Consider the following 12,434-nt stretch of genomic DNA (forward strand, 5'->3'; position numbering starts at 1 on the left):
TGATAGTAACAAGTTATTTTTAAGAGAAGAGAAAGGGGAACAATGGAGAAAATCAGTTTAGAGTCTCCTAAGACGGGGTCGGACCTAGTTTTGGAAACACTTCGTGATTTAGGAATTGATACCATCTTTGGTTATCCTGGTGGTGCAGTCTTGCCTTTTTATGATGCGATATATAATTTTAAAGGCATTCGCCACATTCTAGGACGCCATGAGCAAGGTTGTTTGCACGAAGCTGAAGGTTATGCCAAATCAACTGGAAAGTTGGGTGTTGCCGTCGTCACTAGTGGACCAGGAGCAACCAATGCCATTACAGGGATTGCAGATGCCATGAGCGATAGCGTTCCCCTTTTGGTCTTTACAGGTCAGGTGGCGCGAGCAGGGATTGGGAAAGATGCCTTTCAGGAGGCAGATATCGTGGGAATTACCATGCCAATCACTAAGTACAATTACCAAGTTCGTGAGACAGCTGATATTCCGCGTATCATTACGGAAGCTGTCCATATCGCAACTACAGGTCGTCCAGGGCCAGTTGTCATTGACCTACCTAAAGACGTATCTGCTTTAGAAACAGACTTCATTTATTCACCAGAAGTGAACCTACCAAGTTATCAGCCGACTCTTGAGCCAAATGATATGCAAATCAAGAAAATCTTGAAGCAATTATCCAAGGCTAAAAAGCCAGTCTTGCTAGCTGGTGGTGGAATTAGTTATGCTGAGGCTGCGGCAGAATTAAATGAATTTGCAGAACGCTATCAAATTCCAGTGGTAACCAGCCTTTTGGGACAAGGAACGATTGCAACGAGTCATCCACTCTTCCTTGGAATGGGAGGTATGCACGGGTCGTTCGCAGCTAATATTGCCATGACGGAAGCTGACTTTATGATTAGTATTGGTTGCCGTTTCGATGACCGCTTGACAGGAAATCCTAAGACCTTCGCTAAGAATGCCAAGGTTGCTCACATTGATATTGACCCAGCCGAGATTGGCAAGATTATCAGCGCGGATATTCCTGTAGTTGGAGATGCGAAGAAAGCCTTGCAAATGTTGCTGGCCGAACCAACCGTTCATAACAATACTGAGAAATGGATTGAAAAAGTTACTAAAGACAAGAACCGCGTTCGTTCTTATGATAAGAAAGAGCGTGTGGTTCAACCTCAAGCCGTTATTGAACGCATTGGTGAGTTGACGAATGGTGATGCCATTGTGGTAACAGACGTTGGTCAACACCAAATGTGGACAGCCCAGTATTATCCCTACCAAAATGAACGTCAGTTAGTGACTTCAGGTGGTTTGGGAACGATGGGATTTGGAATTCCAGCAGCAATCGGTGCTAAAATTGCTAACCCAGATAAGGAAGTAGTCTTGTTTGTTGGGGATGGTGGTTTCCAAATGACTAACCAAGAATTGGCTATTTTGAACATTTACAAGGTGCCAATCAAGGTGGTTATGCTGAACAACCACTCACTTGGAATGGTTCGCCAGTGGCAGGAATCCTTCTATGAAGGTAGAACATCAGAGTCAGTCTTTGATACCCTTCCAGATTTCCAATTGATGGCACAAGCTTACGGTATTAAAAACTATAAGTTTGACAATCCTGAGACCTTGGATCAAGACCTTGAAGTCATCACTGAGAATGTTCCTATGCTAATCGAGGTAGATATTTCTCGTAAGGAACAGGTGTTACCGATGGTACCAGCTGGTAAGAGTAATCATGAGATGTTGGGGGTGAAGTTCCATGCGTAGAATGTTAACAGCAAAACTACAAAATCGTTCAGGAGTCCTCAATCGCTTTACAGGTGTCCTATCTCGTCGTCAGGTTAATATCGAAAGCATCTCTGTTGGAGCAACAGAAGATCCGAATGTATCGCGGATCACTATTATTATTGATGTAGCTTCACATGATGAAGTCGAGCAAATCATCAAGCAACTCAATCGTCAAATTGATGTGATTCGTATTCGTGATATTACAGACAAGCCTCATTTGGAGCGCGAGGTGATTTTGGTTAAGATGTCAGCACCAGCTGAGAAGCGAGCTGAGATTCTAGCGATTATTCAACCTTTCCGTGCAACGGTGGTAGACGTAGCACCAAGCTCAATTACCATTCAGATGACAGGAAATGCTGAAAAGAGTGAAGCCCTGTTGCGAGTCATTCGACCATACGGTATTCGTAATATTGCTCGTACGGGTGCAACTGGATTTACCCGCGATTAAAAATCCAACTAAAATTTGTTAAACCAGCCTAAAAGGCAATAAATAATAGAAAAGAGAGAAAAACTATGGCAGTTCAAATGGAATACGAAAAAGATGTTAAAGTAGCAGCACTTGACGGTAAAAAAATCGCCGTTATCGGTTATGGTTCACAAGGACATGCGCATGCTCAAAACTTGCGTGATTCAGGTCGTGACGTTATTATCGGTGTACGTCCAGGTAAATCTTTTGACAAAGCAAAAGAAGACGGATTTGACACTTACACAGTAGCAGAAGCAACTAAATTGGCTGATGTTATCATGATTTTGGCACCAGACGAAATCCAACAAGAATTGTACGAAGCAGAAATCGCTCCAAACTTGGAAGCTGGAAACGCAGTTGGATTTGCTCATGGTTTCAATATCCACTTTGAGTTTATCAAAGTTCCTGCGGATGTAGATGTCTTCATGTGTGCTCCTAAAGGACCAGGACACTTGGTACGTCGTACTTATGAAGAAGGATTTGGTGTTCCAGCTCTTTATGCAGTATACCAAGATGCAACAGGAAATGCTAAAAACATTGCTATGGACTGGTGTAAAGGTGTTGGAGCAGCTCGTGTAGGTCTTCTTGAAACAACTTACAAAGAAGAAACTGAAGAAGATTTGTTTGGTGAACAAGCTGTACTTTGTGGTGGTTTGACTGCCCTTATCGAAGCAGGTTTCGAAGTTTTGACAGAAGCAGGATACGCTCCAGAATTGGCTTACTTTGAAGTTCTTCACGAAATGAAATTGATCGTTGACTTGATCTACGAAGGTGGATTCAAGAAAATGCGTCAATCAATTTCAAACACTGCTGAGTACGGTGACTATGTATCAGGTCCACGTGTAATCACTGAGCAAGTTAAAGAAAATATGAAGGCTGTCTTGGCAGACATCCAAAATGGTAAATTTGCAAATGACTTTGTAAATGACTATAAAGCTGGACGTCCAAAATTGACTGCTTACCGTGAACAAGCAGCTAACCTTGAAATTGAAAAAGTTGGTGCAGAATTGCGTAAAGCAATGCCATTCGTTGGTAAAAACGACGACGATGCATTCAAAATCTACAACTAATTGATAGAAATCAAGTTGAAGGCGAGTTGGGGGGACCTAACTCGCTTTTATAATCAATTCATCTCTTTTTAAAAGGATGGATTGAGATAAGTATGAAATAGTCTAGGAGAAAATGATGTTAAGTTCAAAAGATATAATCAAGGCTCATAAGGTCTTGAATGGTGTGGTCGTTAATACACCGCTTGATTATGACCATTATTTATCGGAGAAGTATGGTGCTAAGATTTATTTGAAAAAGGAAAATGCCCAACGTGTTCGCTCTTTTAAAATTCGTGGTGCCTATTACGCTATTTCTCAGCTCAGCGAGGAAGAGCGTGAGCGTGGGGTAGTCTGTGCCTCTGCGGGAAATCATGCGCAGGGAGTTGCCTATACTTGTAATGAGATGAAAATTCCTGCTACTATTTTTATGCCCATTACTACTCCGCAACAAAAAATTGGGCAGGTTCGCTTTTTTGGTGGGGATTTCGTGACCATTAAACTAGTTGGAGATACCTTTGATGCCTCAGCTAAAGCAGCTCAAGAATTTACAGTCTCTGAAAATCGTACCTTTATTGATCCCTTTGATGATGCCCATGTTCAAGCTGGTCAAGGGACAGTTGCTTATGAGATTTTAGAAGAGGCTCGAAAAGAGTCGATTGATTTTGATGCTGTTTTGGTCCCTGTTGGCGGCGGTGGTCTCATTGCTGGGGTTTCTACCTATATCAAGGAAACAAGTCCAGAAATTGAAGTCATTGGGGTAGAGGCTAATGGAGCGCGTTCCATGAAGGCTGCCTTTGAAGCTGGTGGACCTGTTAAACTCAAAGAAATTGACAAATTTGCGGATGGGATTGCTGTACAAAAGGTAGGTCAATTGACCTATGAAGCAACTCGTCAACATGTTCAAACTTTGGTAGGTGTCGATGAGGGATTGATTTCTGAAACCTTGATTGACCTCTACTCTAAGCAAGGGATTGTAGCAGAACCTGCTGGAGCAGCTAGTATCGCCTCTCTAGAGGTTTTAGCTGAATATATCAAGGGGAAAACCATTTGTTGTATCATTTCTGGAGGAAATAATGATATCAACCGTATGCCAGAAATGGAAGAACGTGCCTTGATTTATGATGGTATCAAGCATTACTTTGTGGTCAATTTTCCACAGCGTCCAGGTGCTCTGCGTGAGTTTGTAAATGATATCCTGGGACCAAATGATGATATCACACGATTTGAGTATATCAAACGAGCTAGCAAGGGGACAGGGCCTGTATTGATTGGGATAGCTTTAGCAGATAAGCATGATTATGCAGGATTGATTCGTCGAATGGAAGGTTTTGATCCAGCTTATATTAACTTAAATGGTAATGAAACGCTATATAATATGCTTGTCTGAGGACTAATAAAAAAATATCATATTATTTGCACAACCGATGTATAGGTGTTATAATGAGGATGAAGAAAGGGGGCGATTCCTATGGACTTAGGAAATCTATCGTGCTATTTCTACTACAACTCACTATAGCACCTATTATGTTTGATTCTGTTTATATTGAGGCGACAGAATTACTTACTATATAAGGAAATTTTTTGAAATCCCCAATTGTATATATCCCTAATTTGAACTTTCACTAAATATAATAGGAAATAGAAAAAATAATCAATGTTTGTGAGATGGTTACTAGGTAAGTCGGCTGAAAAAACTCGTGAGATAAACAATAGTGCTAGACATGAAACGGCAAGTGCTGCTGTTTTCAAATGACTAGCTGGGAAGCGGGTGTGTAATCAGAAGGTGCAAGATTGGACAAAGTAAGTAGTACCGGTTGTGAAATAAATAAGATATAGATAAGGACAGGAAAGGAACCAAAGAAGGAGAAAGAAAACGGAATAGTTTAGAGATAGTGTGGAGTGAAAGACTATCTTTAGTGGACTTGTTGATTTAAAAGGAACGTATAGAATGAAATAGTAAATCCTGTCTATCCTATTGAGAAACTAGTATTTAGTTTGTATGAATATTTTTACGAATTTAAAGTTTAATAATGCAATTGTTTTTTAGGGGCTTACTAATGGGTTATAGTAAGCAAAAACCTATATATTATCGGCTTTAAAAAGGAAGTAAGAAGATTCTGAATCATTTATTTTATTGAATATATGTTTTTTTATTGACAAAAGACATAAAAACGTATAGAATAATATAACGTAAAGAAGAAAATAGGAGAAGAACATGGCTAAGTCAAACTTTGAAAAAGTAGAATCAGTTGTTGGCTGGGTTCGTGATAAGAAAATCACAGGCTACCGTATCTCTAAAGAAACGAATGCGCGTGAAATGTCTATCATTGCTCTAGCGCAGGGTCGTGCAAAAGTAAAAAATATTTCATTTGAAACAGCTCTAGGTTTAATTGATTTCTATGAAAAAAATCATGAAAAATTTGAAGATTAATCTTTGGATAATGGCGGATTCTTGAATAAGGTCTGCCTTTTCATTTTGATACTCAATGAAAATCAAAGAGTAAACTAGGAAGCTAGCCGTAGGCTGCTCAAAACACTGTTTTGAGGTTGCAGATAGAGCTGACGTGGTTTGAAGAGATTTTCGAAGAGTATGAGGACAGCAAAAAGACTGCACGATTGATGCAGCCTTTTCTTTTTATTTGAGATAACGTTGAAGGAATTCTTTTGTACGGTCTTCTTTAGGATTGGTGAAGAGGTCTTCTGGTTTGCCTTCTTCAGCAATCACCCCCTTATCCATAAAGATAACACGGTGAGAGACATCACGGGCGAATTCCATTTCGTGGGTTACGACAATCATAGTCAAGCCTTCCTGAGCTAGATCCTGCATGATTTTGAGGACCTCTCCAACCATTTCTGGATCGAGAGCTGATGTTGGTTCATCAAAGAGAATAGCGTCAGGATTCATTGAAAGGGCACGAGCGATGGCCACACGTTGTTTTTGACCACCTGAGAGTTGTTTTGGTTTCGCTTGCCAGTAGCGTTCTCCCATGCCGACCTTTTCTAGGTTTTCTTTGGCAATCTTTTCAGCTTCTGTACGTTCGCGTTTAAGGACAGTTGTCTGAGCGACAATTGTGTTTTCAAGCACGTTGAGATTTTCAAAGAGGTTAAAGGATTGGAACACCATCCCCAACTTTTCACGGTATTGCGTGAGGTCATAGCCTTTTTCGAGGACGTTTTGTCCATGATAAAGGATTTGTCCATCAGTTGGCGTTTCAAGGAGGTTAATGGAGCGTAGGAAGGTCGATTTCCCACTTCCAGAGCTTCCGATGATAGAGATGACCTCTCCCTTGTGGACAGTCAGAGAAATGTCTTTTAGCACTTCGTTTTGTCCATAGGATTTTTTGAGGTGTTTAATTTCAAGGATTGCTTGTGTCATTATTTCAAATCCTCCGTTTGCATTTGGTTAGCACCTGTAGTATAGGTATCCATGTCCATGCGGCGTTCGATGAAGCGTAGGATACGTGTTACGGTGAAGGTGAGGACAAAGTAAATCACGGCGATGATTGTAAATGTCTGGAAGTATTGATAGGTTTGAGTTGCCACGGTATTTCCTGAGAAATAAAGTTCGACAACAGAGATAACGTTCAATACAGATGTATCTTTGATATTGATGACAAATTCATTACCAGTTGCTGGTAGGATATTGCGGACAACCTGAGGTAGGACAATCTTACGCATGGTTTGGTTATGAGTCATACCAAGAGCAGTCGCAGCTTCGAATTGTCCCTTGTCAACTGCCAGGATACCACCACGGACGATTTCAGTCATGTAGGCACCGGTATTGATTGAAACGATGAAGATAGCAGCTAGTGTACGGTCAAGGTTGATACCGAAAGCTTGGGCAGTTCCATAGTAGATAACCATCGATTGAACAATCATTGGTGTACCACGGAAAATTTCAATGTAGACATTGAGAATCCAGCCGACTAGTTTTTGTAGGCCGTAAATGGCTTTGTTTTCAGATAGTGGAGCAGTACGGAAAACACCAATGGCAAGGCCGATAATGAGACCTGTGATGGTTCCGACGATAGAGATTAAAAGAGTGATACCAGCACCACGCAAGAGTTGTTGCCAGTTTTCAGAAAGAATTTTAGCAACTTGGCTAAAGAAACTACTGCTAGTCTCTTCAGTTGTTGTAGCTTCGGCAGGTTGTTCCTTAATCATACGATCCATCAAGGCAACTTGGTCGTCTTTTGAAATGGTTTCAATGCTGGCATTGATTTGGCTAATACGATTGTCATCTTTACGAAGTCCAATGGCGATAGCTGTATCTTCTTCCCCAGTTTTGAAACCAGGTTCTACTTGGACCATCTTGAACTTAGAGTTAGCAGCTTCAGCAGTCAGAGCTTCTGGGCGTTCAGAAACATAGGCGTCGATGACACCAGCCTCAAGAGCTTGGCGCATTTGAGCGAAGTCTCCCATGGCTGTTTCTTTTTTAGCACCTGTGATTTGTGCAATCAAGTCATAAAGGTAGACACCTTGTTGAGAAGTGATTTTTGCACCGTTAAAGTCATCCAAAGATTTTGCATTTGCATAAGCAGAATCTTTTTTGACAAGTAGAACTGGTTCGCTAGTGTAGTAACTGCTTGAAAAGGCAATTTCTTGTTTGCGTTCAGCAGTAGGGCTCATACCTGCGATAATCATGTCAATCTTACCGGAAGTGAGGGCAGGGACTAGACCTTCCCACTTGGTTTTAACAACCAAAGGTTCTTTACCTAAGTCCTTAGCGATTTTCTTGGCGATTTGAACATCGTATCCGTTGGCATACTGGTTGGTCCCATCGATTTTGACAGCCCCATTGCTATCATCATCCTGAGTCCAGTTAAAGGGGGCATATGCTGCTTCCATCCCGATGCGTAAATATTCATCGGCTTGGGCAACATTGACAAGTCCCAGCATCAGCAAGAGACTTGTGAAAATAGATAAGTATATTTTTTTCATGATTTCTCCTATTTCTAATCTATTAAAAAATAACTGTCTCCTATTTTATCGAAAAAAACTTTATTTTTCAATATGGGTAAGCCCTTACTTGAGAAAAAATGATATAATGATAGCAAAGATAAAAAGGGGGGCTTGTTTGATGAAAAAAACTTTTTTCTTACTAGTGTTAGGCTTGTTTTGCCTTCTGCCACTCTCTGTTTTTGCCATTGATTTCAAGATAAATTCCTACCAAGGGGATTTGTATATTCATGCAGACAATACGGCAGAATTCAGACAAAAGATAGTTTATCAGTTTGAGGAGGACTTTAAGGGCCAAATCGTGGGACTTGGACGTGCTGGCAAGATGCCTAGTGGATTTGACATTGACCCTCATCCAAAGGTTCAGGCTGCGAAAAACGGTGCTGAACTGACAGATGTTACGAGCGAAGTGATAGAAGGAGCAGATGGTTATACTGTTAAAGTTTATAATCCAGGTCAAGAAGGCGACACAGTTGAAGTTGACCTTATCTGGAACTTAAAGAATTTGCTTTTCCTTTATGATGATATCGCTGAATTAAATTGGCAACCTTTAACAGATAGTTCAGGAACTATTGGAAAGTTTGAATTTCATGTAAGGGGAGATAAGGGGGCTGAAAAACTCTTTTTCCATACAGGGAAACTCTTTAGAGAGGGAACGGTTGAAAAGAGTAACCTTGATTATACTATTCGTTTGGACAATCTTCCGGCTAAGCGTGGAGTTGAATTGCATGCCTACTGGCCTCGGACCGATTTTGCTAGCGCTAGGGATCAGGACTTGAAAGGGAATCGTTTAGAAGAGTTTAATAAGATAGAAGACTCTATTGTTAAAGAAAAAGAGCAAAGTAAACAACTCCTTACTTGGGTCTTCCCCTTGATACTTTCTATCTCCTTGTTATTGAGTGTCTGCTTTTATTTTATTTATAGAAGAAAGACCACTCCTTCCGTCAAATATGCCAAAAATCATCGTCTCTATGAACCGCCGATGGAATTAGAGCCTATGGTTTTATCAGAGGCTGTCTACTCGACCTCCTTGGAGGAAGTGAGTCCTCTAACCAAAGGAGCAGGAAAATTCACCTTTGACCAACTTATTCAAGCTACCTTGCTAGATGTGATAGACCGTGGGAATGTCTCTATCATTTCAGAAGGAGACGCAGTTGGCTTGAGGCTGGTAAAAGAAGATGGTTTGTCAAATTTTGAGAAAGACTGCCTAAATCTAACTTTTTCAGGTAAAAAAGAAGAAACTCTTTCCAATTTGTTTGCGGATTACAAGGTATCTGATAGTCTTTATCGTAGAGCAAAAGTCTCTGATGAAAAACGGATTCAAGCAAAGGGACGTCAGCTCAAATCATCTTTTGAAGAGGTATTGAACCAGATGCAAGAAGGAGTGAGAAGTCGAGTTTCCTTCTGGGGGCTTCCGGATTATTATCGTCCCTTGACTGGTAGAGAAAAGGCCTTGCAAGTGGGGATGGGACTCTCTACTATCCTACCCCTATTTATCGGATTTGGTTTGTTCTTGTACAGTTTGGACGTTTATGGCTATCTTTACCTCCTTTTGCCAATACTTGGTTTTCTAGGTTTGGTTTTGGCTGTTTTCTATTATTGGAAGCTTCGATTAGATAATCGTGATGGTGTTCTAAATGAAGCAGGAGCAGAAGTCTACTATCTCTGGACCAGTTTTGAAAATATGTTGCGTGAGATTGCACGATTGGATCAGGCAGAGTTGGAAAGTATTGTGGTCTGGAATCGCCTCTTGGTCTATGCGACCCTATTTGGCTATGCGGACAAGGTCAGCCATTTGATGAAGGTTCATCAGATTCAAGTGGAAAATCCAGATATCAATCTTTATGTAGCTTATGGCTGGCATAGTATGTTTTATCATTCAAGCGCGCAAATGAGCCATTATGCCAGCATCGCAAATACAGCAAGTACCTACTCCGTATCTTCTGGAAGTGGAAGTTCTGGCGGTGGCTTCTCTGGAGGCGGAGGTGGCGGCAGTATCGGAGCCTTTTAAAGAGAACTGCCATAGACTGAAAAAGTATGCTATAATGGAAGATAGAAAAAAGGAGTAATCTATGTATCTTATTGAAATTTTAAAATCTATCTTCTTCGGAATTGTTGAAGGAATTACAGAATGGTTGCCGATTTCCAGTACAGGTCACTTGATTTTAGCAGAGGAATTTATCCAATACCAAAATCAAAATGAAGCCTTTATGTCCATGTTTAATGTCGTGATTCAACTTGGTGCTATTTTAGCAGTCATGGTGATTTACTTTAATAAACTAAATCCCTTTAAACCGACTAAGGACAAACAGGAAGTTCGTAAGACTTGGAGACTATGGTTGAAGGTCTTGATTGCGACCTTGCCTTTGCTTGGCGTCTTTAAATTTGATGATTGGTTTGATACCCACTTCCATAACATGGTTTCTGTTGCTCTCATGTTGATTATCTACGGGATTGCCTTTATCTATTTGGAAAAGCGCAATAAAGCGCGTGCTATCGAGCCAAGTGTAACAGAGTTGGACAAGCTTCCTTATACGACAGCCTTCTATATCGGTCTCTTCCAAGTTCTTGCCCTTTTACCAGGAACTAGCCGTTCAGGTGCAACGATTGTCGGTGGTTTGTTAAATGGAACCAGTCGTTCAGTTGTGACAGAATTTACCTTCTATCTTGGGATTCCTGTTATGTTTGGAGCTAGTGCCTTAAAGATTTTCAAATTTGTGAAAGCAGGACAGCTCTTGAGCTTTGGGCAATTGTTCTTGCTCTTGGTTGCGATGGGAGTCGCTTTTGCAGTCAGCATGGTCGCTATTCGCTTCTTGACCAGCTATGTGAAAAAACACGACTTTACTCTTTTTGGTAAATACCGTATCGTGCTTGGTGGTGTCTTGTTGCTCTATAGTTTTGTACGTTTATTTGTATAAGAAAAACCTTGAAGGGGCAGCTCTTCAAGGTTTTAAAATCCAGTCACGGTAATCCCCAGCAGGCGGACACCTCTTTCTTTCTCGCTTAACTCTTCATAGAGTTGCAGGGCTATTTGGCTTATCTGACTAGCATCCTGCGTTTTTTGATCCAGGCTTTTTCGTTTAGTAAGAGTTGAAAAGTTCTCGTAGCGAATTTTCAAAATGACAATTTTTCCAGCTTTTTCTTGTTGATGTAGATTGAGAGCGACTCTTTTTGATAGAAGAGTCAGCTCTTTTTTGATATCTTCCTCGGCACGGAGAATCTTCCCGTAGGTTTTTTCCTTGCCGATTGATTTACGGATGCGATTGGATTTGACTGGAGAGTTGTGAATGCCACGAGCCTTTCGATACAGGTCATAGCCCAGTCTGCCAAAGCGGTCTATTAGGGTCACTTCAGGAACTTCAAGTAGGTCAGCACCAGTAAAAACACCCATGTGATGAAGCCGTTCCACCGTCTTTTTTCCTACTCCATGAAACTTGGCCACGTCCATTTGTTTGAGAAAATCCTCAGCTTGGTCAGGTAGAATTACTGTCAGACCATGTGGTTTTTGATAATCACTAGCCATTTTAGCTAAGAATTTGTTATAAGAAACGCCAGCAGAAGCAGTTAGATGGAGTTCCTGCCAGATATCCTCTTGAATGAGACGAGCGATTTTGACGGCTGACTTGATACCGAGTTTATTTTCTGTTACATCCAAGTAGGCTTCGTCAATACTCATAGGTTCAATCAAATCTGTATAGCGCTTAAAGATAGCTCGAATCTGGAGTCCCACAGTCTTGTATTTTTCATAATTCCCTGAGATAAAGACTGCCTGGGGACAACGTTCGTAGGCTTCCTTGGAGCTCATGGCTGAATGGACACCAAAAACTCGAGCCTCATAGCTACAAGTGGAAACGACACCACGTCCACCTGTTTGCCGAGGGTCGCTTCCGATAATGACAGGTTTTCCTCTGAGTTTAGGATTATCCCTGATTTCCACTGCAGCAAAAAAGGCATCCATGTCAATATGGATGATTTTTCTTGACAAATCATTTAACAAAGGAAAAATCAACATGCCTAGCACCTTTTTACTGCTTATTTTCTTTTATTATACCTTTTTTTCTGAAAAAAAGAAAAAAGGACTTTATTTTTTCAAAAATATAATACAGTTTGAAATAAAATGTAGACTGTTTTAGAAAAGAAAGTGTAAAAATAGAGAATTTTCACTTGTTGAAATCGGTTACTGTATGGTATACTTG

Annotated in this window: 10 protein-coding genes; 7 read left to right on the top strand and 3 right to left on the bottom strand. The window is 40.8% G+C overall.

Annotated elements, in window-relative coordinates; genetic code table 11:
• The first annotated feature begins 42 nt into the window (after positions 1 to 42).
• From B7695_RS08055 to B7695_RS08075, 5 genes are all read left to right on the top strand, one after another.
• A complete protein-coding gene (locus B7695_RS08055; protein ID WP_061758876.1) occupies positions 43 to 1,743 on the top strand; it encodes an acetolactate synthase large subunit in 1,701 nt (566 codons plus the stop codon).
• On the top strand, positions 1,736 to 2,212 hold the full coding sequence (ilvN, locus tag B7695_RS08060) for an acetolactate synthase small subunit (RefSeq protein WP_001253803.1): 477 nt from the start codon (positions 1,736 to 1,738) through the stop codon (positions 2,210 to 2,212). The genes B7695_RS08055 and ilvN overlap by 8 nt, the downstream gene beginning before the upstream one ends.
• 65 nt (positions 2,213 to 2,277) lie before the next feature.
• Complete coding sequence (ilvC, locus tag B7695_RS08065; protein ID WP_000290683.1) at positions 2,278 to 3,300, top strand: ketol-acid reductoisomerase; 1,023 nt, start codon at positions 2,278 to 2,280, stop codon at positions 3,298 to 3,300.
• Between the two features lie 115 nt (positions 3,301 to 3,415).
• On the top strand, positions 3,416 to 4,666 hold the full coding sequence (gene ilvA / locus B7695_RS08070; RefSeq protein ID WP_084890967.1) for a threonine ammonia-lyase IlvA: 1,251 nt from the start codon (positions 3,416 to 3,418) through the stop codon (positions 4,664 to 4,666).
• A gap of 828 nt (positions 4,667 to 5,494) precedes the next feature.
• Positions 5,495 to 5,710 (top strand): capsule biosynthesis transcriptional regulator, encoded by a 216-nt coding sequence (locus tag B7695_RS08075; RefSeq protein WP_001130036.1) that lies wholly within the window; start codon positions 5,495 to 5,497, stop codon positions 5,708 to 5,710.
• A 204-nt stretch (positions 5,711 to 5,914) separates the two neighbouring features.
• On the opposite strand, the gene B7695_RS08085 is transcribed toward B7695_RS08075, so the two are convergent.
• Both B7695_RS08085 and B7695_RS08090 read right to left on the bottom strand, forming a co-directional pair.
• Positions 5,915 to 6,655 carry an amino acid ABC transporter ATP-binding protein gene (locus B7695_RS08085; protein WP_000189477.1) on the bottom strand — a complete coding sequence of 247 codons (741 nt, stop codon included), beginning with the start codon at positions 6,653 to 6,655 and terminating at the stop codon, positions 5,915 to 5,917.
• Positions 6,655 to 8,220 carry an ABC transporter substrate-binding protein/permease gene (locus tag B7695_RS08090; RefSeq protein WP_084890969.1) on the bottom strand — a complete coding sequence of 522 codons (1,566 nt, stop codon included), beginning with the start codon at positions 8,218 to 8,220 and terminating at the stop codon, positions 6,655 to 6,657. Before B7695_RS08090 ends, B7695_RS08085 begins: the two co-directional genes overlap by 1 nt.
• A gap of 139 nt (positions 8,221 to 8,359) precedes the next feature.
• Between B7695_RS08090 and B7695_RS08095 the strand changes: the two genes are divergently transcribed.
• Both B7695_RS08095 and B7695_RS08100 read left to right on the top strand, forming a co-directional pair.
• Positions 8,360 to 10,249, top strand: coding sequence for a DUF2207 domain-containing protein (locus tag B7695_RS08095; RefSeq protein ID WP_084890972.1), 1,890 nt, complete (start codon positions 8,360 to 8,362; stop codon positions 10,247 to 10,249).
• A gap of 61 nt (positions 10,250 to 10,310) precedes the next feature.
• Positions 10,311 to 11,156, top strand: a complete 846-nt coding sequence (locus B7695_RS08100; RefSeq protein WP_084890973.1) for an undecaprenyl-diphosphate phosphatase — start codon at positions 10,311 to 10,313, stop codon at positions 11,154 to 11,156.
• Between the two features lie 32 nt (positions 11,157 to 11,188).
• Here the strand turns inward: B7695_RS08100 and dinB are convergent, their stop codons facing one another.
• Positions 11,189 to 12,250, bottom strand: a complete 1,062-nt coding sequence (gene dinB / locus B7695_RS08105) for a DNA polymerase IV (protein ID WP_084890975.1) — start codon at positions 12,248 to 12,250, stop codon at positions 11,189 to 11,191.
• Positions 12,251 to 12,434: the final 184 nt, after the last annotated feature.

The sequence above is a fragment of the Streptococcus mitis genome, from assembly GCF_002096845.1.
Lineage (GTDB): Bacteria > Bacillota > Bacilli > Lactobacillales > Streptococcaceae > Streptococcus > Streptococcus mitis_A.

Excerpts from the sequence above, each read along its gene's own strand:
- B7695_RS08055 (WP_061758876.1), top strand. The coding sequence starts at position 43 with ATGGAGAAAATCAGTTTAGAGTCTCCTAAGACGGGGTCGGACCTAGTT.
- ilvN (WP_001253803.1), top strand. The coding sequence starts at position 1,736 with ATGCGTAGAATGTTAACAGCAAAACTACAAAATCGTTCAGGAGTCCTC.
- ilvC (WP_000290683.1), top strand. The coding sequence starts at position 2,278 with ATGGCAGTTCAAATGGAATACGAAAAAGATGTTAAAGTAGCAGCACTT.
- ilvA (WP_084890967.1), top strand. The coding sequence starts at position 3,416 with ATGTTAAGTTCAAAAGATATAATCAAGGCTCATAAGGTCTTGAATGGT.
- B7695_RS08075 (WP_001130036.1), top strand. The coding sequence starts at position 5,495 with ATGGCTAAGTCAAACTTTGAAAAAGTAGAATCAGTTGTTGGCTGGGTT.
- B7695_RS08085 (WP_000189477.1), bottom strand. The coding sequence starts at position 6,655 with ATGACACAAGCAATCCTTGAAATTAAACACCTCAAAAAATCCTATGGA.
- B7695_RS08090 (WP_084890969.1), bottom strand. The coding sequence starts at position 8,220 with ATGAAAAAAATATACTTATCTATTTTCACAAGTCTCTTGCTGATGCTG.
- B7695_RS08095 (WP_084890972.1), top strand. The coding sequence starts at position 8,360 with ATGAAAAAAACTTTTTTCTTACTAGTGTTAGGCTTGTTTTGCCTTCTG.
- B7695_RS08100 (WP_084890973.1), top strand. The coding sequence starts at position 10,311 with ATGTATCTTATTGAAATTTTAAAATCTATCTTCTTCGGAATTGTTGAA.
- dinB (WP_084890975.1), bottom strand. The coding sequence starts at position 12,250 with ATGTTGATTTTTCCTTTGTTAAATGATTTGTCAAGAAAAATCATCCAT.